The sequence below is a fragment of the Streptomyces sp. NPDC015171 genome, from assembly GCF_043079545.1.
Taxonomy (GTDB): domain Bacteria; phylum Actinomycetota; class Actinomycetes; order Streptomycetales; family Streptomycetaceae; genus Streptomyces.
On record NZ_JBIBUO010000001.1, the window covers coordinates 383,101 to 407,377 of the forward strand.

Sequence of the window (24,277 nt, forward strand, 5' to 3'; positions counted from 1 at the left end):
GTTGCCCCCGGTATTTACTGGCGAGTAGTCAGATAGGGAATACACGTGCCCTGACAAGTGCTCACGTTTTCGGAGGTACGACGATGACGACGACCGATGAGCCGCAGTACCGGATCGAGCACGACTCGATGGGGGAGGTACGGGTTCCGGCCCACGCCAAGTGGCGGGCGCAGACCCAGCGTGCCGTCGAGAACTTCCCGGTCTCCGGGCAGCGGATCGAGCGGGCGCACATCGAGGCGCTGGCCCGGATCAAGGCCGCGGCCGCGAAGGTGAACGCCGGGCTCGGCGTGCTCGACAAGGAGATCGCGGAGGCGATCCAGGAGGCGGCCGGCGAGGTCGCGGCGGGCAGGTGGGACGAGCACTTCCCGGTGGACGTGTTCCAGACGGGCTCGGGGACCTCGTCCAACATGAACACCAACGAGGTCATCGCCACCCTGGCGACCGAGCGGCTCGGCCGGGACGTGCATCCCAACGACCATGTGAACGCCTCGCAGTCGTCCAACGACGTCTTCCCCTCGTCGATCCACATCGCGGCCACCGGCGCCGTCACCCACGACCTGATCCCGGCCCTGGAGCATCTCGCCGCCGCCCTCACCCGCAAGTCCGAGGAGTTCGCGGACGTGGTGAAGTCGGGGCGGACGCACCTGATGGACGCCACCCCGGTGACGCTCGGGCAGGAGTTCGGCGGGTACGCGGCCCAGGTGCGCTACGGCGTCGAGCGGCTGCGCGCCTCGCTGCCCCGGCTGGCCGAGCTGCCGCTGGGCGGCACGGCGGTCGGCACCGGCATCAACACGCCGCCCGGGTTCTCCGCCGCCGTCATCGAGGAGGTCGCCCGGGCCACCGGGCTGCCGCTCACCGAGGCCCGCGACCACTTCGAGGCGCAGGGCGCCCGGGACGGCATCGTGGAGACCAGCGGGCAGCTGCGGACCATCGCGGTCGGCCTGACGAAGATCGCCAACGATCTGCGCTGGATGGCCTCCGGGCCGCGCACCGGGCTCGCCGAGATCCGGCTGCCCGACCTCCAGCCCGGCTCCTCGATCATGCCGGGCAAGGTCAACCCGGTCATCCCCGAGGCCGTGCTGATGGTGGCGGCCCAGGTCGCCGGCAACGACGCGACCATCGCCACCGCCGGCGCCTCCGGCAACTTCGAGCTGAACGTCATGCTCCCGGTCATCGCCAAGAACGTCCTGGAGTCCGTCCGGCTGCTCGCCAACGTCTCGCGGCTGCTGGCCGACCGGACGGTCGACGGCATCACCGCCGACCGCGAACGCACCCGCGAGTACGCCGAGTCGTCCCCCTCCGTGGTGACCCCGCTGAACAAGTACATCGGCTACGAGGAGGCAGCGAAGGTCGCCAAGAAGTCCCTCGCCGACCGCAAGACGATCCGCGAAGTCGTCCTGGAGGGCGGGTACGTGGAGCGCGGCGATCTGACGCTGGAACAACTCGACGAGGCGCTGGACGTCCTGCGGATGACACACCCGTAACCCGGGAGCGAACCTTTTCGGCCACCCGGACCTCCGTGACCCGCACCGCAGCGACGTATGCCCGTGGCACCTAATATCTCTGCATGACGGACGACGGAGCGGTGACACGAGCGGCGGCGGGACCTGCGGCGTACTGGACCCCGGGGACGCACATCCTGTGGCGCTACCGGGAGAACGGCGGCGAGCACGTCCACATCGCCCGCCCCGTCACCGTCGTACGCGACGACGCGGAGCTGCTCGCGGTGTGGCTCGCCCCCGGCACCGAGTGCGTGAAGCCGGTCCTGGCCGACGGCACGCCCGTGCACCTGGAGCCGCTGGAGACCCGCTACACCAAGCCGCGCGCGGTGCAGCGGGACCACTGGTTCGGCACGGGCGTGCTGAAGCTGGCCCAGCCCGGCCGCCCCTGGTCGGTGTGGCTGTTCTGGGATCCGGGCTGGGTGTTCAAGAACTGGTACGTCAATCTGGAGCAGCCGCTGTCCCGCTGGTCGGGCGGGGTGGACTCCGAGGACCACTTCCTGGACATCTCCGTGCATCCGGATCGCAGCTGGCACTGGCGGGACGAGGACGAGTTCGCGCAGGCCCAGCGGGACGGTCTGATGGACGCGGCGACCGCCGCCCGGGTGCGGGCGGCCGGCCGGGAGGCGGTGGCGCGGATCCGGGCCTGGGGGGCGCCGTACGCCGACGGCTGGCAGGACTGGCGCCCCGACCCCTCCTGGGCGGTACCTTCTCTCCCCGAGGACTGGGACCGTACGCCCGCGCACGTGTCCTCATGAGACTCTTGATGCGCCCCCGGGCAAGAAACGTAGGATCGTCCTCCGCAAGGGCGCGAAAGTGCAACTACCGGAGCAAGCGCCGGGCTTGACCGATCGTCACCGAGGGGCGGCAGGACGTGAGCGAGGGGTACCAGGGCACCACCACGATGGCCTGCGGCGACGGGTCCGCCGGCCGCGCGGGCCGCGCCGCCGGCGCGGGAACCGCCCCCGACCCCGCGGAAAATCCGTTCCCGGGGCACGTATTGCGGGTATCGGGACTTCGGCGGGACCAACTGCGCGCCCGGCGTACCCGGCGCACAGCCCCGGACGGATGGATGCGACACGCGTGACGGAGCAGCCCACCTCCTTTGAACGCCCCCAGCCGGGCGGCGACCCCGCGGAACCCCGCGGGGCGTTCGTGCGTGCCCCGAAGCACCTCGGCAGCCCGGCCTTACCCGCGCAGGCGCGGGCCGACACGGGCCCGGGCACGGCCACACCCTGTGGCCACGGAAAGGACGGCAAGGGGAAGGAGCCCCCAGTCAACGGCCCCGAGCACTCCCAGCCCGCCGCCGCCGAACCCGGCGCCCACCGCCCGCGCCCCGCGCCCGAGGCCATCCCGGCCCAGCCGGGGGCCGAGCAGGAGCGGACGCCGGGCGGTCAGGAGCGCCGCAGCGGGCGGGGACTGCCGCCCGGCCGGCCCATGCCCATGCGGCGTGACGGCGACCGGCTCAGGTTCGTGGGCGCGGCCACCCGGCGGATCGCCCGCGGACTCGACCTGGACGAGATCGTGATGGGGCTGTGCCGGGCCACCGTGCCGACGTTCTCCGACGCGATCCTGGTCTATCTGCGCGAGCCGCTGCCGGTCGGCGACGAGCGGCCCACCGGCCCGGTGGTGCTGCGGCTGCGCCGCACCGACCGGATACCGCAGGAGCGGGACACCGACGGGGTGCTGCTGCCGCCGGCGTTCGAGCCCGAGCCGTCCGCGCTCGCGGACCTCTCGTCGCTCACCACCGAGCTGTGCGAGGTGCGTCCCGGCGGCGCGCTGAACGAGGTGCTGCGCGGGGTGCGGCCGGTGTTCGCCGACGCGCCCGCCGCCCGCGCCGCGCTGCCGGAGCTGCTCGGCGAGGGCGGCGAGGCGGTCGTGCCGGGCGGGCAGCACGCGATCCTCGCGCCGCTGCGCGGCCGCCGCCGGGTGATCGGCGCGGCCCTGTTCCTGCGCCGCCCGGAGCGGCTCGCCTTCGAGGCGGACGATCTGCTGGTGGCGGCCCAGCTGGCCACGCACAGCGCGCTCGGCATCGACAAGGCGGTGCTCTACGGCCGCGAGGCGTACATCGCCGACGAGCTGCAGCGCACCATGCTGCCCGAGACCCTGCCCCGCCCGACCGGTGTCCGGCTGGCCTCCCGCTATCTGCCGGCGGCCGAGACCGCACGGGTGGGCGGCGACTGGTACGACGCGATCCCGCTGCCCGGCAGCCGGGTCGCGCTGGTGGTCGGCGACGTGATGGGCCACTCGATGACCTCGGCGGCGATCATGGGCCAGCTGCGCACCACCGCGCAGACCCTGGCCGGGCTCGATCTGCCGCCCCAGGAGGTGCTGCACCACCTGGACGAGCAGGCCCAGCGCCTGGGCACCGACCGCATGGCGACCTGCCTGTACGCCGTCTACGACCCGGTCACGCACCGGATCACGATCGCCAACGCCGGCCATCCGCCGCCCGTGCTGCTGCACCTGGGCGGACGGGCCGAGGTGCTGCGGGTGCCGCCCGGCGCTCCGATCGGCGTCGGCGGGGTGGACTTCGAGGCGGTCGAGCTGGACGCTCCGGCGGGCGCGACCCTGCTGCTGTACACCGACGGTCTGGTGGAGTCCCGGCTGCGGGACGTGTGGACCGGCATAGAGCAGCTGCGGGAGAAGCTGGCCGCGACCGCCCAGCTGACCGGACCGGATCATCCGCCGCCGCTGGAGGCGCTCTGCGACGAGGTGCTGGACATGCTCGGGCCGGGCGACCGGGACGACGACATCGCGCTGCTGGCGGCCCGCTTCCACGGGATCGCGCCGAGCGATGTGGCGTACTGGACGCTGGAGCCGGAGGAGACGGCTCCCGGCCAGGCCCGCCGGCTGGCCCGGCGCGCGCTCGCCCGCTGGAACCTCGAGGAGCTGACGGACTCGGTGGAGCTGCTGGTCAGCGAGGTCGTGACGAACGCCGTGCGGTACGCGTCGCGCCCGGTGACGCTGCGGCTGCTGCGCACGGACGTGCTGCGCTGCGAGGTCGGCGACGATGTGCCGCAGCTGCCGCGGCTGCGCCAGGCCCGGGCCACCGACGAAGGCGGGCGCGGCCTGTACCTGGTCAACCGGCTGGCCCGGCGCTGGGGCGCGACCCGGCTGAGCACCGGCAAGGTGGTGTGGTTCGAGCTGAACCGCGGCTGAGGCCCGGGGCAGCGGGTACGCGAAGGGCGCCCGGTACCGCCGTGCGGTACCGGGCGCCCTTCTCTCGGACGTGCTACGGCTTGTGGCCGAAGTCCTCCAGGCCCGGGTCGAGCGGATCCTCGGTGCTGGGGCTCGTCGGCGGCGTCGTCGGCGGCGGCGACTGGGACGGGCTCTGCGAGGGCGTCTGACTCGGGGTCTGGGACGGCGTCTGCGACGGCGTCTGACTGGGCGTCTCGGACGTCGGCGGGGCGCTGCTCGGCGTCTGCGACGGCGTCTCGGTCGGCGTGTGCGTCCAGGACGGGGTCTCGCTCGGCTCGACGGCCGCGCCCTGCGTGGTGTTCAGGTCGAACTCGGCCTTGTCGGTCACGCCGAAGGTGTACGCGGCCCAGATCTTCGCGGGCGGACCGCCGCCGTTGACCCGGCCGCCGCCCATGGCGCCCGTCAGCGGGACCTGGGCGCCCTGCTTGACCGGCTCGCCCTCGCAGCCCTTGCCGCCGGCCTTGGCCGCTTCGCCGAACAGGCCGACCGAGGTGACGAGGTCGGGCGTGTAGCCGGTGAACCAGGCCGAGCGGTTGCAGTCGGAGGTACCCGTCTTGCCCGCCACCTGCTGGCCGTCGCGCAGCGGGTTGGCGGCGACCGACTCGTGGGCCGTGCCGTCGTCGACCACGCCGGTGAGCACGGAGGTCACGGTGTCGGCCGCCGTGCGGCTGATCACCGAGCCGCCGACCGCGTCCGGGATGTCGACCGTACGGCCCTTGTTCTCGGCCGACTTCACGATCGTCGGGGTCACCTTGTAGCCGTGGTTGGCGAAGGTGGCGTAGATCCCGGCCATCTCCAGCGGGCTGGCGCCCATGGAGCCGAGGGTCTGGGCGGGCACGGCCTGCATGCCCTTGGTGTTCATGCCGAGCTTGCCCGCCGTGCTCATGACCTTGTCCATGCCCACGTCGACGCCCATCTGGGCGAAGACCGAGTTGACGGACGCGTTCATGGCCTTCTGGACGGTGATCTTGCCGTAGTCGTGGTTGTCCTCGTTGGGCGGGGCGAACCCGACCTTGGAGCCGTGGTCGAGGACCGGGCGGCGGCTGGTGCCGTCGTAGACCGTGTTCGCGGTGATCGGCTTGCCGTCCTGCGTCACGGCGTTCTGCTCCAGCGCGGCGGCGAGGATGACCGGCTTGAACGTCGAGGCCGGCTGGTAGTCCGCGCGCGTGGCGTTGCTGAAGTAGTGCCGGTAGTAGTCCTCGCCGCCGTACATCGCGAGGACCTTGCCCGTCTTGGGGTCGACGGAGACGGCGCCCGCCTGGACGTCGTTGTCGACCTTGCGCGCCTTCTTGTCGAGCTGGCTGGTCAGCCGGGACTTGACGGCCTTCTCCAGCGCGGCCTGCTTCTTCGGGTCGATGTTGAGGGTGATGGTCCAGCCCTTGTCGACGACCGCGTTCTCGGCCTGGGACTGGGTCAGCCCCTCCTGGTCCATGAGCTGCTGTTCCAGCTGGTGGTTGGCGAGTTCGACCAGGTAGCCCTTCTGCCCTTCGAGCCCCGGGGCGCCCTTGGGCGCCTTGAGCTTGGGGAAGCGCATGCCGTCGCGCTTGTCCTTGGGCAGCCAGCCCTCCTCGACCATGTTGTCCAGGACGTAGTTCCAGCGGGCCGTGACCAGCTTCCGGCCGAGCGGGGAGGCCACGGCCAGGTCGTACTGGCTCGGCGCCTGGAGCAGCGCGGCGAGATAGGCGCCCTGCGCGACCGAGAGGTCCTCGGCGTCGACGTGGAAGTAGGCCTGGGCGGCGGCCTGGATGCCGAAGGCGTTGCGGCCGTAGTAGCTGGTGTTGATGTAGCCGGCGAGGATGTCGTCCTTGGACTTCTCGCGGTCCACCTTCAACGAGATGACCAGTTCCTTCAGCTTGCGCGTGACGGTCTGGTCCTGGTTGAGGTAGTAGTTCTTGACGTACTGCTGGGTGATCGTGGAGCCACCCTGCTTGCCCTTGCCGGCGAGCGTGTTGAGCAGACCGCGGGCGGTGCCCTTGAAGTCGACGCCGGAGTCGTTGTAGAAGCTCTTGTTCTCCGCGGCGACGAAGGTCAGCTGGACCTTGCGGGGCACCTTGGACAGGTCGACGATCTCGCGGTTGACCTCGCCTTTGCGGGCCAGCATCGTTCCGTCGCTGAACTTGTAGACGTTGCTCTGCTGCCGGGCGGCGGCGTTGCCCTCGGGTATGTCCACGTACAGGTACAGGCCGATGAAGCCGAGGATGCCCAGCAGGCAGACCCCGAAGAAGGTCCCGAGGATCTTCTTCCAGGTGAACATCCGGCGTATGAGGCTCTTCTTCGGCGGTGCGCCCGCGGCGCCCGCCGTGGGCCCGGTACCCGCGGCGGGCTCGGAGCGGCGGCGCTTGGGCGCCGCGCGGCGGCCACCGCGCTGTCGCGCTCGTCTCTCTTCCGCTCGTCCCATGGGTCCCTACGCTCGCTTCCGTCTCGGGGTCAGCTCCGAAAGCTAACACCCCTCTATATGACAAAGGGCGTCCGATCCGTTCTTTTACGGACGTGACAATGAGCACCCGCCCCATCGGAACCGACGGCTGAGGCTGGCGCGAGGTTGCTTGTCGCTCTAAAGTGATATCACTTAGCTAGAACCAAGCTAGGTATTACGAGAACGGGGGGTCCCCTATGTCCACATCCACGCCGGCCGCCACCGCCGACGTACCCGAGATGCCCGCCCCGCGGGTGCGGGAGTTCACCGCCCACAGCATCGGCGGCGGCCTCGCCCTGCTGCTCGGCCTGATCGGCCTCGGCGCCTCGATCGCGCTGTTCGGCCTCTCCGGGGCGGCGTCGCCCGCCGCCGGGGGCGGGCTCATCGCCGGCGGCGTCGTCGTCCTGCTGGCCTCCCTCATAGCCATGCGCGGCCTGAACACCGTGGCGCCGGGCGAGGCCCGGGTCGTCCAGCTCTTCGGGCGCTACCGGGGCACGATCCGCGAGGACGGCCTGCGCTGGGTGAACCCCTTCACCTCGCGGACCCGGATCTCCACCCGGGTGCGCAACCACGAGACCGCCGTACTGAAGGTCAACGACGCCTACGGCAACCCGATCGAGCTGGCCGCGGTCGTGGTGTGGAAGGTCCAGGACACCGCGCAGGCCACCTTCGAGGTGGACGACTTCGCCGAGTTCGTCGCCACGCAGACCGAGACGGCCGTACGGCACATCGCCATCGAGTACCCGTACGACGCCCACGACGAGGACGGCCTCTCGCTGCGCGGCAACGCCGAGGAGATCACCGAGAAGCTGGCCCGCGAGCTGCAGCTGCGGGTGGAGGCGGCCGGAGTGCGGGTCGTCGAGTCGCGCTTCACGCATCTCGCGTACGCTCCCGAGATCGCCTCGGCGATGCTCCAGCGGCAGCAGGCGGGCGCGGTCGTGGCGGCCCGGCGGCAGATCGTCGACGGCGCGGTGGGCATGGTCGAGGCGGCGCTCGCCCGGATCGCCGAGCGGGACATCGTGGAGCTCGACGAGGAACGGAAGGCGGCGATGGTGTCGAACCTGATGGTGGTCCTGTGCGGGGACCGCGCCCCGCAGCCGGTCCTCAACACCGGGACCCTCTACCAGTGACGGACCCTTCAAAGACCCCGAAGCGCCGGCCGCAGCAGCGCAAGCAGGTGCTGCTGCGGCTGGACCCGGCGGTGTACGACGCGCTGGCCCGGTGGGCCGGGGACGAGCTGCGCTCGGCGAACGCGCAGATCGAGTTCCTGCTGCGCAAGGCGCTCGCCGAGGCGGGCCGGCTGCCGAGGGAGACCGGGCCGCTGCCGCGCCGCGGGCGCCCGCCTGTATCGGAACCGTGACAAACGGCTCCCACCTGCAAAGCCGTACCTCCTGCCAGCATCTCTGCACGGTGCGTATACATCTTGCGTATACACCCTGTGTAGAGTCCGGGGTATGTCCATCGGTCACACCCTCCTAGGGCTCCTGGAGTCCGGCCCGCGCCACGGCTACGACCTCAAGCGGGCCTTCGACGAGAAGTTCGGTCACGACCGGCCGCTGCACTACGGCCAGGTCTACTCCACGATGTCCCGGCTGCTGAAGCACGGTCTCGTGGAAGTCGACGGGATAGAGGCGGGCGGTGGTCCGGAGCGCAAGCGGTACGCCATCACCGACGCCGGCATCACCGACGTGGAGCGCTGGCTCGCCACCCCGGAGAAGCCGGAGGAGTACCTCCAGTCGACCCTCTACACCAAGGTCGTCCTCGCGCTCCTCACCCACCGGGACGCGGCCGACGTCCTCGACACCCAGCGCGCCGAGCACCTGCGCAGCATGCGCATCCTGACCGACCGCAAGCGCAAGGGCGACCTCGCGGACCAGCTGATCTGCGACCACGCCCTGTTCCATCTGGAGGCCGACCTGCGCTGGCTGGAACTCACCGCCGCGCGCCTCGACAAGCTCCGCGCGGAGGTGACCGCATGACCAGCGTCCCGCCGCCCCCGGGCAGCCTCCTCACCGCCGAGAACCTGCGCAAGGCCTACGGCCCGACGCTCGCCCTTGACGGCGCCGGCTTCTCCATCCACCCCGGCGAGGTCGTCGCCGTCATGGGCCCCTCCGGGTCCGGCAAGTCGACGCTGCTGCACTGCCTCGCCGGCATCGTGCCGCCCGACTCGGGCTCGATCACCTACGCCGGGCGCGAGCTGGCCACCATGAGCGACGCCCAGCGCAGCGCGCTGCGGCGCAGCGACTTCGGGTTCGTCTTCCAGTTCGGCCAGCTGGTCCCCGAGCTGACCTGCGTGGAGAACGTCGCCCTGCCGCTCAGGCTGAACGGCACCTCCCGCAAGGAGGCCGAGCGGGCCGCTCTCACCTGGATGGAACGCCTCGAGGTCGACGGCCTGAAGGGCAAGCGGCCCGGCGAGGTCTCCGGCGGTCAGGGACAGCGGGTCGCGGTGGCCCGGGCCCTGGTCACCGAGCCCCGGGTGCTCTTCGCCGACGAGCCGACCGGCGCGCTGGACTCCCTCAACGGCGAGCGCGTCATGGAGCTGCTCACCGACGCGGCCCGGTCGACCAACGCGGCCGTCGTGCTCGTCACGCACGAGGCACGGGTGGCCGCCTACTCCGACCGCGAGATCGTCGTGCGCGACGGGAAGTCCCGGGACATGGAGCGCGCCATATGAGCGTCGGGCAGTGGTCGAGGGACCTGGCCATGGGGGCCCGGTTCGCCTTCACCGGCGGCCGCGAGGGCTGGGTCCGGGTGCTGCTGACGGCGGTCGGCGTGGGGCTCGGCGTCGCGCTGCTGCTGCTGACGACCGCGCTGCCGAACGCCCTGTCGGTGCGGCACCAGCGCGACGAAGCCCGCCTCGACTACACCTACGGCCGGACGCACCGGCCGAAGGCCGCGAACACCCTGGTGATCTCGGACGCCAACTCGTCGTACCACGGCAAGGACATCCGCGGCCGGCTGGTGGAGCCCGAGGGGCCGCGCGCGCCGGTCGCACCGGGCCTCGACCGGTATCCCGCGCCGGGCGAGATGGTGGTCTCCCCCGCGCTGAAGCGGCTGCTCGACTCCGCCGACGGCAAGGTGCTGCGCGAGCGGCTGCCGTACCGGGTGACCGGGACCATCGGCGAGAGCGGGCTCGTCGGCTCGCACGAACTCGCCTACTACGCCGGCGCGAAGAACCTGGCGGAGCGCATCAACGGCTGGCAGACCGCCCGGATCACCGCGTTCGGCCGGCCGGGCCCGGCCACCGAGGAGCGGGCGGACCCCGTCCTGATCCTGCTGGTGCTGGTCGTCTTCGTCGTCCTGCTGATGCCGGTCGCCGTGTTCATCGCGGCGGCCGTACGGTTCGGCGGCGAGCGGCGCGACCGCAGGCTGGCGGCGCTGCGGCTGGTCGGCTCCGACAGCCGGATGACCCGGCGGATCGCGGCGGGCGAGGCGCTGGCCGGATCACTGGTCGGGCTGGTCTTCGGCACGGGCTTCTTCCTGCTCGGCCGGCAGCTCGCGGGCACGGCCGAGATCCTGGACGTCAGCGTCTTCCCCAGCTATCTCAACCCCACGCCCGCGCTGGCCGCGCTGGTCGCGGTCACCGTGCCGGCGGCGGCGGTGCTGGTCACCCTGCTCGCGCTGCGCGGGGTGGTCATCGAGCCGCTGGGCGTGGTCCGTACGGCCAAGCCCGCGCGGCGCCGGCTGTGGTGGCGGCTGCTGCTGCCGCTGGGCGGCCTCGGCATGCTCGCCCCGATGATCGGCCAGGGCCGGGCCAACGGCGACTTCAACCAGTACCTGGTGACCGGCGGCGTCCTGCTGCTGCTCGTCGGCGTGACCGCGCTGCTGCCCTGGGTCGTCGAGGCGGTCGTGGCCCGGCTCGGCCCGGGCACGGTCTCCTGGCAGCTCGCGGTACGGCGGCTGCAGCTGAACAGCGGCTCGGCGGCCCGCATGGTGAACGGCATCGCGGTCGCGGTGGCCGGCGCGATCGCCCTGCAGATGCTCTTCGCGGGCGTCGAGGGCGACTACACCAAGGCCACCGGCAAGGACGTCAACGAGACACAGATGCAGGTCCAGTTGCCGCACGGCAGTTCGCTCGCCTCGGCCACGGCGAAGTTCACGGCCACCGAGGGCGTGCGGAAGGCCACCGCGCTCGGCGGCCTCCAGGTCGCCGACCGGAGCTGGAACGACGACAGGGGCCCCAACGCCTCGACGAGCATCACCATCGGCGACTGCGCCGCGCTGCGCGAGGTGGCGAAGCTGACGTCCTGCCGCGACGGAGACGTCTTCGTGGCGCGGGGCGGGGACCGGGCCATGGACAGCGACACGGCCAAGCTGACCAAGCCCGGCCGCAAGCTCTACGTCGACACGGGCAACGGGTACTTCAAGGGCAAGGACTTCCTGTGGTCCGTGCCGCGCGGTCTTCAGCAGGTCCGCTCGATCCAGGGGCCGAACGACAACGCGAGCAACAGCGGACTGCTGATGACCCCCGCCGCCGTGCCCGAACGGCTGAACAGCGTGTACTACGGGCAGGTGTACCTGTCGCTCGACGAGTCGGTGCCGGAGGTGCACGAGTACGTCCGCAACACGGCGGCCCGGATCGACCCGCTGGCGGACGCGGTCGTGTGGGCCTCCAGCGAGCGTTCCTCGAAGTTCGCCTCCATCCGGACCGGTCTGCTCGTCGGCGCCGCCTGTGTGCTGGCGCTGATCGGCGCGAGCCTGCTGGTCTCCCAGCTGGAGCAGTTGCGCGAGCGCAAGAAGCTGCTGTCGGCGCTGGTCGCGTTCGGCACCCGGCGCCGCACCCTGAGCCTGTCGGTGCTGTGGCAGACGGCGCTCCCGATCGCGCTCGGCCTGCTGCTCGCCGCGCTCGTGGGGCTGACGCTGGGCGCGGTGCTGCTGAAGATGGTCGGCGCGACCGTGAGCATCGACTGGCCGGGCGTGCTGACGATGACCGGTATCGGTGCCGCGATCGTCCTCGCGGTCACCCTGCTCAGCATGCCGCCGCTGATGCGGCTGATGCGGCCGGAGGGGCTGCGCACGGAGTAGGACGTCGGAAGGACACCGGAGGACGGCCGAAGGGCCCTTTCCCCCTGGGGAGAGGGCCCTTCGGCCGTCCCTGCCTGCCTCACCGGCCTGCCGGCCTGCCGCCCTTCCGCGCCCGCTACGCCTCGCCGCCCAGCACCCGCACGGGCAGGGAGCGCAGCGCCTCGCGCAGGGCCGCCGCCAGCTCCGCGTACTCGGCGGCGCGGGCCGCGCCGGTGCGCATGGCGAAGGCGACCCGGCGGCTCGGGGCGGGTTCGGCGAAGTAGCCGGTCAGCAGCTGGCTGCTGCGGGTGGTCTCCAGCTTCAGCGCGGTGCGCGGCAGCAGGGTGCAGCCGAGGCCGCCGGCCACCAGCTGGACCAGCGTGGACAGTCCGGCCGCCGTGGTGGTGACCGGCGCGTCCGCGCGCCCGGCCTCCCGGCAGATGTCCAGGGCCTGGTCGCGCAGGCAGTGGCCCTCGTCGAGGAGCAGCAGGTTCAGCTCCTTGAGTGCCTCGCGCGGGATGCCCTCCCGGCCGCCGAGCCAGTGGTCGAGCGGGGTGACGAGCACGAAGTCCTCGTCGAACAGCGGGAGTTCCACGACGCCGGGCACACCGAGCGGCACGGCGAGCAGCAGCAGGTCGAGCCGGCCGGAGTGCAGGCCGTCGAGCAGGCTCGCGGTCTGCTCCTCGTGCACCTGGAGGTCGAGGTGCGGGTAGCGGTCGTGGACGAGCCGCAGCACGGCCGGCAGCAGATACGGCGCGACCGTGGGGATCACGCCCAGGCGCAGCGCTCCGGTGAAGGGCGCCCGGACCGCCTCGGCCTCCTCCAGCAGCGCCCCGACCGCGTCCAGCACCGCCTTGGCCCGGACCGCCAGCCGCTCCCCCGCGGGCGAGAGCAGTACCTTGCGCGTCGTACGCTCGAGGAGGGTCACCCCGAGGGTCTCCTCCAGCGCCGAGACCGCGCCGGACAGGGCGGGCTGGCTCGTCCCGATGGCCGCCGCCGCGTCACGGAAATGCAGGTGCTCGGCCACGGCGGCGAAGGCACGCAGCTGCGCGAGGCTCGGCTGCCTCCGCTTACCGTTACTCATGGTCACTGATAACTACCTCCGATCAACACGACCGAGTGTAGCTATTTCCTGAATCAATGCACCCTGTGCCACCATCTAGAGCGTCCAACCCATGGGAAAGATCCCTCAAAAAGGGGCTTTCCTCGCTGCAAGGAGAGCGCGTGCTCACTGTCGGTGACAAGTTCCCCGAGTTCGAACTGACCGCCTGCGTCTCGCTGGAGAAGGGCAACGAGTTCGAGCAGATCCACCACAAGTCCTACGAGGGCAAGTGGCTCGTGGTCTTCGCCTGGCCCAAGGACTTCACGTTCGTGTGCCCCACCGAGATCGCCGCGTTCGGGAAGCTGAACGACGAGTTCGCCGACCGCGACGCCCAGATCCTCGGCTTCTCCGGTGACTCCGAGTTCGTGCACCACGCCTGGCGCAAGGACCACCCCGACCTGACCGACCTGCCGTTCCCGATGATGGCGGACTCCAAGCACGAGCTGATGCGCGACCTCGGCATCGAGGGCGAGGACGGCTTCGCGCAGCGCGCCGTCTTCATCGTCGACCCGAACCGCGAGATCCAGTTCACGATGGTCACCGCCGGTTCCGTGGGCCGTAACCCCAAGGAGGTCCTGCGGGTCCTCGACGCCCTGCAGACCGACGAGCTGTGCCCGTGCAACTGGACCAAGGGCGAGAACACCCTGGACCCGGTCGCGCTGCTGGCTGGTGAGTGACCCGTGTCGCTCGACTCCCTGAAGTCCCGCGTCCCGGACTACGCCAAGGACCTGAAGCTCAACCTGGGCTCGGTCATCGGCAACTCGGACCTCCCGGCGCAGCAGCTGTGGGGCACGGTGCTGGCGACCGCCATCGCCTCCCGCTCCCCGATCGTGCTGCGTGAGCTGGAGCCCGAGGCGAAGGCGAACCTCTCCCCCGAGGCGTACCAGGCCGCCAAGGCGGCCGCCGCCGTCATGGCGATGAACAACGTCTTCTACCGGACCCGGCACCTGCTGTCCGACCACGAGTACGGCACCCTGCGCGCGGGTCTGCGGATGAACGTCATCGGCAACCCGGGCGTGGAGAAGGTCGACTTCGAGCTGTGGTCGTTCGCGGTCTCCGCGATCAACGGCTGCGGCATGTGCCTGGACTCGCACGAGCAGGTGCTGCGCAAGGCCGGCGTGGAGCGCGAGACCGTCCAGGAGGCGTTCAAGATCGCTTCCGTGGTGCAGGCGGTCGGCGTCACCCTCGACGCCGAGGCCGTGCTGGCTGAGTAAGCCGTACGCCGAGGCCCCCGCTCACCCCTGGTGGGCGGGGGCTTCCGCGTTCTCGGCGGCGGGCTCGCCGGCCGGCGGGGCAGCGGCCTTCTGCCGCTGGATCTCCTCCGAGTACTGCCGCAGATATCCCACCACCGTGTTCGTCACCGCGACCAGCGGTACGGCGACCACCGCGCCGCCGATGCCGGCCACCATGCCGCCGGCCGCCACGGTCAGGACGACCGCCAGCGGGTGCACCCGCACCGCGCGGCCGAGGATGAACGGCTGCAGGACGTGCCCCTCGATCTGCTGCACCGCGAGGACCACCACCAGGGTCATCAGCGCCGTGAACACGCCCTGGGTGACGAGTGCGACGATCACCGCGAGCGCGCCGGAGGCGACCGCGCCGACCAGCGGGATGAACGAGAACAGGAAGATGAAGACGGCCAGCGGTACGGCCATCGGCACATCGAGGAAGTAGATGCCGATGCCGATGAAGATGGCGTCGATGAGGGCGACCAGGACCGTGCCGCGGACGTAGGCGGTCAGGGTCCGCCAGGCGCGCGGGCCGGCGCCGGCCACACCCGGGCGGGCGGCGGCGGGCACCAGCTTCAGGAACCACTCCCAGATGCGCTTGCCGTCGTAGAGCAGGAACAGCGTGGAGAAGAACACCAGCAGGATGCCGGCGAGTGCCTCCACGATGACCTGGACACCCTCGAGGCCGGCGGACGTTATCTGGTCGGCGTTGGCGCCGATCGCCTCGCGGAGGTTCTTGGCGATCTGGTTGATCTGCTTGTCGGTGACGTGGAAGGGGCTCTTCAGCAGCCAGTTGCGCAGATCGTCGATGCCGGACTGGATCTGGTTGGAGAGCGTGTCGATGTTCTCCATGACCTGCCAGGTCACGAACCAGCCCATCAGCCCGATGACGACGAAGCCGCTGATGGCGGTGAGCGCGGTGGCCGGCCCGCGGGGCACCCCGCGCCGGGTGAGCCGGGCGACCGTCGGCTGGAGCAGCGCGGTGACCAGCAGGGCGATGACGAAGGCGAACACCACCAGCTGGACGGCGCTGATGACCCGCATCAGCACCCAGACGGTGCCGGCCAGCACCAGCAGCCGCCAGCCGGCCTCGGCGGCGACCCGGACGCCCCAGGGCACGGCCTGGGCGGGGTCGGGGCGGGGGCCGGACGGCGGCGCGGGCCGGGGGGCGGGCAGGACCGGGGACTCGGCGGCGGACGCGTCGGCTGCGGGACCGCCGGCCGGTGCGGGAGCGCCGGGGCCGGCGGAGTCGACCCGGTCGGCGGAGTCGGCGTGTTCCTTCTCCACCTCGGCGCGGCGCTCGTTCAGGCGCTCGCTCATCTCGGTGAGACCGGCTCCCAGCCGGCCGAGCCACCCTGGCACTCGCGACATGATCCGTCCTCTTCCCCCGCGTCCCGGGTGCTCGCCACCACTCCCCTGGAGTCGTTCGAGTACGACCGTACAGGGCGAAAGCCCCTCCCCTGAGGACGGGGAGGGGCTGCGCGAAGTCGTGTACCGGTCTGGCGGCCTAGTACCAGTGGTTGGCCTGCCAGAACGACCAGGCACCACAGGGGCTGTGGTAGCGGTCGTTCATGTAGCTGAGACCCCACTTGATCTGGGTCGCCGGGTTGGTCCGCCAGTCGGCACCCGCCGAGGCGTACTTGCCGGCGGGCAGGGCCTGGAAGAGACCGTAGGCACCGGAGGAGGCGTTGACCGCCTGGTAGTTCCAGCTGGACTCGTGGTCCACGATGTTGCTGAAGCACTGGAACTGGTCGCCGGCCACCATCTGACGCGCCATCGCCTGGATCTGCGCCGCGGAGTAGCTGGTCTGGACCGGGAAGCTGGAGGAGTCGCGGGTCGAGCGCGTGGTGGCCTCGGACTTCGCCTCTTCGCGCTCCTTGGCCTCCTTGGCTGCCTTGGCCGCCTTCTCGGCGTCCGCCTTCTTGGCGACGGCGGTCTCGGCCGCGGCCTTGCGGGCCGCTTCCTCGGCGCCCTTCTTGGCGCTCGCGTCCGCGGCGATGGCCTGGGCATCGGCCTGCTGCGTCAGGGACGCGGTCTGCACCTCGGCCTGCTGGCCCGCGGGGATGTCCGCGAGGAGCATGGCGTCAGCGGCGGCCGTCGGCTCGGCGTCGTTGTTCTGCGCCACGCTGCCGGAGGCAACTCCGACGACGCTTCCGACGGCGGTGACCGCGGTGGCCGAGGCCACTGCGAATCCCCGGACCGAAATCCGGCTCACACGGTTTCCTTCCAGCATCGCCCGCTTCGGTGACCCTGGCGGACGCAATCGTGCCCCTGGCACTGGCCTCCCAACTGCGGGGTCACGGGAGGCGCGGGCCCGGTGGGCAACTCCCCGGAAGGGAGCGCCGCGTGGTGCTCGGGCGGCATACGACGAGCCTTATGGAGTTGAGGTGCCTCTGTGGTGCCGTACCGCTGGGGGTACACCTGTGTCGTATGCGGGGCCTGACAGGACTGAGACTCTGCCGTAACCCGACGCCGAGTGGCAATTCTGTGTTGCGTGTGAAAGCTCACATCTCGTTTGGCCCCAGGGATTTCAGGAAACCCCCGCACGCCAAGACGCCGCCCGGCTAGGCTCGTGGCCTTTGCCGGACGGCGCCAACAGCCGTCGGTGCGGCGTCAGATGTGGCCGTCCTCCAGCATTTCGGTCACAAGGGCGGCAATCTGGGACCTCTCTGACCGGGTCAGCGTGACATGGGCGAAAAGGGGATGTCCCTTCAGTTTCTCCACGACGGCGACGACACCGTCGTAGCGACCCACCCGCAGATTGTCCCGCTGTGCCACGTCATGGGTGAGAACGACCCGTGAATTCGCGCCGATGCGGGACAGAACGGTCAGCAGCACGTTCCGTTCCAGCGACTGGGCCTCGTCCACGATCACGAAGGCGTCGTGCAGCGAGCGGCCGCGGATGTGGGTGAGCGGGAGCACCTCCAGCATCCCGCGCGCGGTGACCTCCTCGATGACCTCGCGGCTGGTGACCGCCGAGAGGGTGTCGAAGACGGCCTGCGCCCACGGACTCATCTTCTCCGACTCGGAGCCGGGCAGATAGCCCAGCTCCTGGCCGCCGACCGCGTAGAGCGGCCGGAAGACCATCACCTTCTGGTGCTGGCGGCGCTCCAGGACCGCTTCGAGGCCCGCGCAGAGCGCGAGCGCCGACTTGCCGGTGCCGGCCCGGCCGCCCATCGAGACGATCCCGATGTCCGGGTCGAGCAGCAGATCGAGCGCGATGCGCTGCTCGGCGCTGCGGCCCTTGATGCCGAACGCCTCCCGGTCGCCGCGCACCAGCCGGACGTTGCCCTCGGCGGTGACGCGGCCGAGCGCCTTGCCGCGCTCGGACTGGATGGTCAGACCAGTGTGCACGGGGAAGTCGGCGGCCTCCGGGACGTACACATGCCCTTCCTCGAAGAGGATGTCCACCTGCTCGCCCGACAGGGTGAGTTCGGTCATCCCGGTCCAGCCGGAGTTGCCCGTGATGGCGAGTTCGGCCCGGTACTCCTCGGCGAGGAGGCCGACCGAGGACGCCTTGATGCGCAGCGGCAGGTCCTTCGACACGACGGTGACGTCGTACCCCTCGGCCTGCAGATTGCGGGCCACCGCGAGGATGCGCGAGTCGTTGTCCCCCAGTCGGTAGCCGGTGGGCAGCACGCTGGGATCCGAGTGGTTGAGCTCGACCCTGATCGTCCCGCCGAGTTCCCCGATCGGGATGGGGGCGTCCAGGCGGCCATGCTTCACCCGGTAGTCGTCCAGCAGGCGCAGCGCCTGGCGGGCGAAGTAGCCGAGTTCGGGATGGTGCCGCTTGGCCTCCAGTTCCGTGACCACGACGATGGGGAGCACGACCTCGTGCTCGTCGAAGCGGGTCAGGGCGTTCGGGTCGGCCAGCAGGACGCTGGTGTCGAGAACATACGTGCGCCGGTCGGGCTTGTGGCGCTTTGTGCTGGTCACCACGGAAGGACGTACCCCCTCGGATGAGGTCGGGGAGCGACGAAGTGATGCTGGACCGGTGTCCGGCCCCCGCGTACGGCGGGCCGTGAACCGGCCCTCCGCGGCTGCTTCCGCGCTGCGACGGCGCGGTCGGGCTGGTGCAAAGGGCCTCCCGGGCGGACGGCCCCGTGCCGCCCGCTGAGATCCGACGCCCGTGGTTCGGGTGTCGACCTGTTTGGTCTATGCCCTCGAACATGCGCCGCCATGCAATTGCGGCCAACAGCGCGCCGGTGAACTCCTTATTACATCCGCGCGAATCCCGGCACATGACAACGCCCCGTCACCGGGCGGCGACGGGGCGGGGCGGCCGGGGTCAGCCGCCGTACCGGCGGTGACGTGCGGCGTAATCGCGCAGGGCGCGCAGGAAATCGACCTTTCGGAAGGCCGGCCAGAAGACCTCACAGAAGTAGTACTCCGAGTGAGCGGTCTGCCAGAGCATGAATCCGGACAACCTCTGTTCGCCGCTGGTCCGGATCACCAGGTCGGGGTCGGGCTGGGCGCGGGTGTAGAGGTGACGGCCGATCATGTCGACGTCGACGGAGTCGGCGAGGTCCTCCATCGACACGCCCTTGTCCTGCGCGTCGAGCAGCATGGAGCGCACCGCGTCGGCGATCTCCTGCCGGCCGCCGTAGCCGATGGCCACGTTGACGACTATCCCGTCGATGTGGGCGGTGGCCTCCTCGGCCTCCTTCAGCGCCGTCTGCATCGGGGAGGGCAGCAGGTCGGGCGTGCCGACGTGGTGCACGCGCCAGCGGCCGTCGGCGGCGAGGGTGCGGACGACGTCCTCGATGATGCCGAGCAGGGGGACGAGTTCCTCCTGCGGACGGTCGAAGTTGTCGGTGGACAGCAGCCACAGGGTGACGACCTCGACGTCGGTCTCGGTGCACCAGCCGAGGAACTCCTCGATCTTCTCGGCACCGACCCGGTGGCCGTGGACCGTGGTGGAGCCGGACGCCTTCGCCCAGCGGCGGTTGCCGTCCATGATGACGCCGATGTGCTTGGGCACCTGAGCGTGGTCCAGGTGGCCCTCCACCCGGCGTGCGTAGAGCCTGACGAGCAGGCCGCGCAGCTTGTCGCGCAGGTTCACGTGACCCTCCGGGGGTTTGGCGCGGGGTTCGGGGTGCCGGAGCCGTTGAGCCTACCGCTGTCCGAGCCATGGTTTAGGCCCAGGGCTTGGGGTGCGGGGCGGATGCGCTGTCGCCGCCGAGTGCGGCCCGCGGGGCGGCCCTTCGGGTCCGCGGGCGCCTCCGTGGAGGGGGACGCGGGTCCCGTGCCGCGAGGTTCCGGGGCGGGGAAGAAAAAACGGGCCGGTCCGTGGGGGGGAGACGGACCGGCCCGAGGGGGGGTTTCCACCATAACCCTTCGTAAGGGATGGTGGGTGCATCGGCGTGCCACAACTACTCTCCGGAATCATCCGGCGACGCCTGGATGGCTGCGGAACGCGGGATTCAGGGGTGTTTCATGGCCGGTTCACAGCGGAATCCCAGGGAGATCCGATCGGATACGAATGGATTCGCAAGGATTAGGCCGTCTTGGGGGCACATCGGCGAGTTGCCGGAAGTCCCTCCGATGGGCTACTCGGTCAGCGAACGGTGACGCGGCCGCCCCGCTGCGGCACCGAGCGAAGATCATCCGGTTTCACGGCACCGCGCAGCCCCCTCCACCGCGCGGTGCCGCCCACGCAGCTTTGCTGACGCGAATTACCTTGGTCTGAACTTACGTGACAGGTGAGACGCATGTGAACACGCGTCGATAACGATGTGGAAACTCCGGGAAAACTCCCGGCGAAGAACTGGGGCCGAGCCTGTCCTTATATCCCCTTCACCCGTTCCGCCGGTTTCCCCGCCGGTCCGGTTTGCGTACGTCGAAGAGGTGCCGGGCGCTGTGCGCGACGAAGGGGCCCTCCCGCTCGATCCGCTCGTGCAGCGCGCGGAGTTGGGGCTCGTACGCCTCGACGGTGAAGCCCGGCACCATCCACACGACCTTGCGCAGGAAGTGGACGACCGCGGCGATGTCCTGGAACTCCATCCGCAGCCGCTCCGAGCGCAGGTCCGCCACCGCGAGCCCGGCCGCCTCGGCACCGGCCCGCTCCCGCTCGGGTGCGCGGGCACCGCGCACCTCTTGCGGCTGGGGGCCGAGGAAGTACTCGACCAGTTCGAAGACGCTGCTGGGCCCCACGTGCTGGGCGAAGTACGTCCCGCCCGGCCGCAGCACCCGGGCGATCTCGTCCCAGTACGGGCGCACCGGATGCCGGCTGAGCACCAGGTCGAACGCCTCGTCGGCGAACGGCAGCGGCGCGTCGTCCGGGGCGGCGACCACCACGACGCCGCGGGACCGCAGCAGGGCGGTGGCCTTGGCCGCGTTCGGCGGCCAGCCCTCGGTCGCCGCGAGCAGCGCCGGCCGGGCCGGCTCCGCCCGGCCGAGCGCGAAGTCCAGCACCTCCCCGCCACCGGTCTGGATGTCGAGCGCGGCCTCGGCACGGGCCAGCCGCGCCCCCGCCGACCGGGCGTACCCCCACGACGGCCGCGCCTCGCTCGCCCGCCCCTCGAACCAGGAGAAATCCCAGCCCTCGGTGGGCGCGGCGACGCCCTCGGCCACGAGGTCCTCGAAGGATCGGTGCGTACTCATACGGCCATGATCGCAGCGGAGCGCCGCCGGATCCTGCTAGTTTCCGCGCGCATGACGACCTCTGAAGCCGGCCGCACCGCCGACGAGAAGGACATCCTGCACGCGAGTCTGGACCGGCACCGGGACGCCGTCCTGTGGAAGCTGGAGGGACTCGACGACGAGCAGCTGCGCCGCCCGATGACTCCGTCGGGGACGAGCCTGCTCGGCCTGGTCAAGCATCTGGCCGCGGTCGAGTACGGCTGGTTCGTGCAGACGTTCGGTCACGAGATGGAGCCCCTGTGGTTCGACCCGTACCAGAACGAGGACATGCGGATCGCTCCCGGGGAGACGAGCGAGCGGATCACCGCCTTCTACGGCCGCGCCCGCGCCGCCGCCGACCGGGTGATCACCGATCTGCCCCTGGACGCGCCGGGCCGGCCGGCGGGGCGCGACCTCGCCGTCTCGCTGCGCTGGGTCCTCGTCCACATGGTCGAGGAGACCGCACGGCACGCCGGGCACATGGACATCCTGCGGGAGCTGATCGACGGGACGACGGGAGATCACCGGCCGGCGGACGGGGTGGACTGAGCGGGCGCCCGTGCCGGGGGGCGGCTGTCAGCCGTGCGCCTGCGGGAGCTCCCCCGGCCCGGCGCCGAGAGCCAGCAGCACATGCTCGTCCTCCCCGTGGACGAGCGTTCCGGCCCGCTCGAAGCCGTGTCTCTCCAGGAGCCGCACGGAGGCGGTGTTGCCGCTGAACGGATCGGCGTACAGCGGCCGCACCCGCTCGAGCTCCAGGAAGAGGCCCAGCGCGCGGGTGCCGATGCCGCGCCCCCAGTACGGCCGGCCGAGCCAGTAGCCGATGAAGCGCCGCTCGCCCTCCGTCCAGGACACGACGCTCCCGGCGACCTCCCCGTCGACGACGACCGTCCGCACCAGGCAGTCGGGGTCGCTCAGCACCCGCTCGCGCCAGTGCCGGAAGAAGGCCTCCCGGGGCCGGGGGGTGAACCGGGAGCGCCGGACGGCCTCGGGGTCGTGCTCGTAGGCGAAGAGGGCCTCCAGGTCGTGGTCCGTGACGGCGCGCAACGACACTGCGGTGCGCAACCCCGTCCCGACGCTCTCGCCGTTCCCGTCGCTCTCGCCGTTCCCGTCGCTCTCGCGGGGCCTGTCGCTCTCTGCGGTCATGCGGGGAAGTGTGACACCCGCCACTGACAACGCCCCCGACCAGCGGTGATGCCCCCGCGCCCGTCACGGCACCAGGGGCCGGACCTCCTCAGCGGCGAAGCGCACGAAGCCCTCCGGGTCGGGCTCGTCCGCCGTCGGCTGCAGGACGACGGTGTCCGCGCCCGCCTCGATCAGCCGCCGCACCGCCCCGGCCACCGCGTCCGCGTCCCCGGCGACACCCACGTCCGCACCCGGCTCCAGCCCCTCGGCGGCGAGTTCGGCACGCAGCCGGGCGTCGGCGCCGGCCCCCGTGGCGGCGAGGAGGTAGACGACGACCCGGTGCGCACCGCCGCGTCCGGCCGCCCGCCGCCCCTCCTCGACGAGTTCCCGGGCCCGCCGTACGCCGTCCGCCGTCGTGGCGGCGGTGAGCAGGGTGCCGTCGGCCTTCTCGCCGGAGAGCCGGAGCGTACGGGGCCCGGTGCCGCCCGCGAGGACGTCGACCGGGCGCCGCGGGGGCCAGTCGAGGGCGACGTCGTCCAGGCGGACGTACCGCCCGCGCACGCTGAGCCGCTCGCCGCGCAGCAGGGCACGCAGGGCGTCGAGGTGCTCGCCGAGCAGGCCGAGCGGTGAGGCGGCCCGGGCGCCGACCTGTCCCATCCAGTCCTGCACGCCGTGCCCCACGGTCAGGACGGCCCGGCCGGGGAACATACGGTCGAGCGAGGCGGCCTCCATGGCGGTGACGGCCACGTTCCTGAGCGGCACGGGCAGCAGCCCGATCCCGACCCGGACGCGTTCGGTCCAGGCGAGCGCGGCGGCGGCGGTGGAGACGCCGCCCTCCAGGAAGCAGTCCTCCCACAGCCACAGCTCGTCGAGCCCCGTGTCGTCCGCGACGCGGGCGACGGCCCGCAGCCGCTCGGGAGGAAGCTGGGGACGGAATACGACACCGAGTTCTGTCATGGCGCCCTTCCTAGTGGGGAGGACGGAAAAGAACAACGCGGCAATCGGCTGGGTGAGTTGGCGCCGAGTTGGCGACGGCGTACGGGGAGGACGGGCATGGGGCGCTGGCGGGACGGACGAGGACGGCTGATCGTGCGGGCGGCCTCCGGTGAGGTGCTCGCCGACTCCGTACCGCTGGAGATCTCGGCCTCCTACCGGGCGCGGACCAAGGGGCTCCTCGGCCGGGACGCGGTCGCCGGGGCGATGCTGCTGTCGCCGGCGAGCGGGGTGCACACGTTCGGGATGCGGATCCCGGTCGACGTCGCCTATCTGGACCGCCGCCTGGCCGTCATCGCCGTCCGCACGATGGTGCCGGGCCGCCTCGGCCTGCCGCGCCTGCGGGCGCGGCACGTACTGGAGGCGGAGGCGGGGGCGATGGCGGGGTGGGGGCTGCGGGCGGGGGTACGGGTGGAAGTGGTGACGGCGGCGGCGACTTGAGGCGGGCGCGGTGGCGGCTCACTGCTGGGTGCGGGGGAAGGTGACCTCGACCCGGCGGTTCTTCTTGCGGCCGGCCTCGGTGGAGTTGTCGGCGATCGGGTACTGCTCGCCGTAGCCGCGGACGTCGAAGGTGACGGCCGGGGAGTTCAGGTCCTGGTCGAGCACGGCCTGTACGGCGTTGGCGCGCTGCTTGGAGAGGGTGTCGCCGTGGGCCGAGGAGCCGAGGTCGTCGGTGAAGCCGAAGACGCGGACCCGGGTGGCGTTCTGCTTCCTGATCTCCTCGGCGATGGTGGAGATACGGGCCTTGGCCTCCGCGCCGAGCCTGGCGCTGTCCTTGCCGAACAGCACCTCGGCCTGCAGTGCGAAGGTCACGTCGGCGTTGGTGTCCTCACGCCGCTCGTCACCGCTCTGGTCCTCGACGACCGACTTGATGTCCAGCACCTTGGCCTGGGCGAGGGTGGCCCCTTCGGGGAGCTTGAGATCGGGGTCGGTGGGGTCGACCTTGACGGGGGCGGTGGCGGTGGGTTCGGTGCCGGGGGGTTCGCTGGGGCCGGTGTCGTCGGCGACGGCGCCGGCAGCGGGCAGATTCACGACGAGCAGCAGGACTGCGGCCGTGAGGGCGAGGCGGGGGTAGGTGGTGGTCACGGGG

General features: G+C 71.4%; 22 protein-coding genes. 12 read left to right on the plus strand and 10 right to left on the minus strand.

What is annotated here, in order from left to right; genetic code table 11:
- Positions 1 to 83 precede the first annotated feature (83 nt).
- The 3 genes from ACF073_RS01780 (at position 84) to ACF073_RS01790 (ending at position 4,661) form a co-directional block, all read left to right on the plus strand.
- Positions 84 to 1,484, plus strand: a complete 1,401-nt coding sequence (locus tag ACF073_RS01780) for a class II fumarate hydratase (RefSeq protein ID WP_392065891.1) — start codon at positions 84 to 86, stop codon at positions 1,482 to 1,484.
- 83 nt (positions 1,485 to 1,567) lie between these two features.
- Positions 1,568 to 2,257: a DUF402 domain-containing protein gene (locus ACF073_RS01785; RefSeq protein WP_392065893.1), complete on the plus strand. Its 690-nt coding sequence runs from the start codon at positions 1,568 to 1,570 to the stop codon at positions 2,255 to 2,257.
- A gap of 325 nt (positions 2,258 to 2,582) precedes the next feature.
- A complete protein-coding gene (locus ACF073_RS01790; RefSeq protein WP_392065895.1) occupies positions 2,583 to 4,661 on the plus strand; it encodes a SpoIIE family protein phosphatase in 2,079 nt (692 codons plus the stop codon).
- A 73-nt stretch (positions 4,662 to 4,734) separates the two neighbouring features.
- Here ACF073_RS01790 and ACF073_RS01795 read toward each other — a convergent pair whose 3' ends face one another.
- Entirely contained in the window at positions 4,735 to 7,098 is a 2,364-nt protein-coding gene (locus ACF073_RS01795; RefSeq protein ID WP_392065897.1) for a transglycosylase domain-containing protein, read from the minus strand.
- A 215-nt stretch (positions 7,099 to 7,313) separates the two neighbouring features.
- Between ACF073_RS01795 and ACF073_RS01800 the strand changes: the two genes are divergently transcribed.
- The 5 genes from ACF073_RS01800 to ACF073_RS01820 all read left to right on the plus strand — a co-directional run bounded on the left by ACF073_RS01800 (position 7,314) and on the right by ACF073_RS01820 (position 12,141).
- Complete coding sequence (locus ACF073_RS01800; RefSeq protein ID WP_392065899.1) at positions 7,314 to 8,246, plus strand: SPFH domain-containing protein; 933 nt, start codon at positions 7,314 to 7,316, stop codon at positions 8,244 to 8,246.
- Complete coding sequence (locus tag ACF073_RS01805) at positions 8,243 to 8,476, plus strand: hypothetical protein (protein ID WP_392065900.1); 234 nt, start codon at positions 8,243 to 8,245, stop codon at positions 8,474 to 8,476. Before ACF073_RS01800 ends, ACF073_RS01805 begins: the two co-directional genes overlap by 4 nt.
- A 94-nt stretch (positions 8,477 to 8,570) precedes the next feature.
- A complete protein-coding gene (locus tag ACF073_RS01810) occupies positions 8,571 to 9,095 on the plus strand; it encodes a PadR family transcriptional regulator (RefSeq protein ID WP_392065902.1) in 525 nt (174 codons plus the stop codon).
- Positions 9,092 to 9,790, plus strand: coding sequence for an ABC transporter ATP-binding protein (locus ACF073_RS01815; RefSeq protein ID WP_392065904.1), 699 nt, complete (start codon positions 9,092 to 9,094; stop codon positions 9,788 to 9,790). Before ACF073_RS01810 ends, ACF073_RS01815 begins: the two co-directional genes overlap by 4 nt.
- Complete coding sequence (locus ACF073_RS01820) at positions 9,787 to 12,141, plus strand: FtsX-like permease family protein (RefSeq protein WP_392065906.1); 2,355 nt, start codon at positions 9,787 to 9,789, stop codon at positions 12,139 to 12,141. The genes ACF073_RS01815 and ACF073_RS01820 overlap by 4 nt, the downstream gene beginning before the upstream one ends.
- 115 nt (positions 12,142 to 12,256) lie before the next feature.
- Here ACF073_RS01820 and ACF073_RS01825 read toward each other — a convergent pair whose 3' ends face one another.
- Positions 12,257 to 13,204: a LysR substrate-binding domain-containing protein gene (locus ACF073_RS01825; RefSeq protein WP_392065908.1), complete on the minus strand. Its 948-nt coding sequence runs from the start codon at positions 13,202 to 13,204 to the stop codon at positions 12,257 to 12,259.
- A 140-nt stretch (positions 13,205 to 13,344) separates the two neighbouring features.
- Between ACF073_RS01825 and ACF073_RS01830 the strand changes: the two genes are divergently transcribed.
- Both ACF073_RS01830 and ACF073_RS01835 read left to right on the plus strand, forming a co-directional pair.
- Positions 13,345 to 13,899: a peroxiredoxin gene (locus tag ACF073_RS01830; protein ID WP_392065910.1), complete on the plus strand. Its 555-nt coding sequence runs from the start codon at positions 13,345 to 13,347 to the stop codon at positions 13,897 to 13,899.
- A gap of 3 nt (positions 13,900 to 13,902) precedes the next feature.
- Entirely contained in the window at positions 13,903 to 14,436 is a 534-nt protein-coding gene (locus tag ACF073_RS01835; protein WP_392065911.1) for an alkyl hydroperoxide reductase, read from the plus strand.
- A gap of 21 nt (positions 14,437 to 14,457) precedes the next feature.
- Here ACF073_RS01835 and ACF073_RS01840 read toward each other — a convergent pair whose 3' ends face one another.
- From ACF073_RS01840 to ACF073_RS01860, 5 genes are all read right to left on the minus strand, one after another.
- Positions 14,458 to 15,822, minus strand: a complete 1,365-nt coding sequence (locus ACF073_RS01840; protein WP_392065913.1) for an AI-2E family transporter — start codon at positions 15,820 to 15,822, stop codon at positions 14,458 to 14,460.
- 136 nt (positions 15,823 to 15,958) lie between these two features.
- Positions 15,959 to 16,666, minus strand: coding sequence for a transglycosylase SLT domain-containing protein (locus ACF073_RS01845; RefSeq protein ID WP_392065915.1), 708 nt, complete (start codon positions 16,664 to 16,666; stop codon positions 15,959 to 15,961).
- A 398-nt stretch (positions 16,667 to 17,064) separates the two neighbouring features.
- Positions 17,065 to 18,390, minus strand: a complete 1,326-nt coding sequence (locus ACF073_RS01850) for a PhoH family protein (RefSeq protein ID WP_392065916.1) — start codon at positions 18,388 to 18,390, stop codon at positions 17,065 to 17,067.
- 349 nt (positions 18,391 to 18,739) lie between these two features.
- The gene (locus ACF073_RS01855; protein ID WP_392065918.1) at positions 18,740 to 19,513 is read right to left on the minus strand and encodes an isoprenyl transferase; all 774 of its coding nucleotides are present in this window, start codon (positions 19,511 to 19,513) and stop codon (positions 18,740 to 18,742) included.
- A gap of 734 nt (positions 19,514 to 20,247) precedes the next feature.
- The gene (locus ACF073_RS01860; protein ID WP_392065920.1) at positions 20,248 to 21,054 is read right to left on the minus strand and encodes a methyltransferase domain-containing protein; all 807 of its coding nucleotides are present in this window, start codon (positions 21,052 to 21,054) and stop codon (positions 20,248 to 20,250) included.
- Positions 21,055 to 21,105: 51 nt separating this feature from the next.
- Here ACF073_RS01860 and ACF073_RS01865 point away from each other — a divergent pair, with 51 nt between their 5' ends.
- A complete protein-coding gene (locus ACF073_RS01865) occupies positions 21,106 to 21,621 on the plus strand; it encodes a DinB family protein (protein WP_392065921.1) in 516 nt (171 codons plus the stop codon).
- Between the two features lie 27 nt (positions 21,622 to 21,648).
- Here ACF073_RS01865 and ACF073_RS01870 read toward each other — a convergent pair whose 3' ends face one another.
- Together ACF073_RS01870 and ACF073_RS01875 are read right to left on the minus strand one after the other, a co-directional pair.
- Positions 21,649 to 22,215: a GNAT family N-acetyltransferase gene (locus ACF073_RS01870; RefSeq protein WP_392065923.1), complete on the minus strand. Its 567-nt coding sequence runs from the start codon at positions 22,213 to 22,215 to the stop codon at positions 21,649 to 21,651.
- 63 nt (positions 22,216 to 22,278) lie between these two features.
- Positions 22,279 to 23,187 (minus strand): LLM class flavin-dependent oxidoreductase, encoded by a 909-nt coding sequence (locus tag ACF073_RS01875; protein WP_392065925.1) that lies wholly within the window; start codon positions 23,185 to 23,187, stop codon positions 22,279 to 22,281.
- A 60-nt stretch (positions 23,188 to 23,247) separates the two neighbouring features.
- Between ACF073_RS01875 and ACF073_RS01880 the strand changes: the two genes are divergently transcribed.
- A complete protein-coding gene (locus ACF073_RS01880; protein WP_392065927.1) occupies positions 23,248 to 23,628 on the plus strand; it encodes a DUF192 domain-containing protein in 381 nt (126 codons plus the stop codon).
- Positions 23,629 to 23,646: 18 nt separating this feature from the next.
- Here the strand turns inward: ACF073_RS01880 and ACF073_RS01885 are convergent, their stop codons facing one another.
- Positions 23,647 to 24,273, minus strand: coding sequence for an OmpA family protein (locus ACF073_RS01885; protein ID WP_392065929.1), 627 nt, complete (start codon positions 24,271 to 24,273; stop codon positions 23,647 to 23,649).
- Between the last annotated feature and the right edge of the window lie 4 nt (positions 24,274 to 24,277).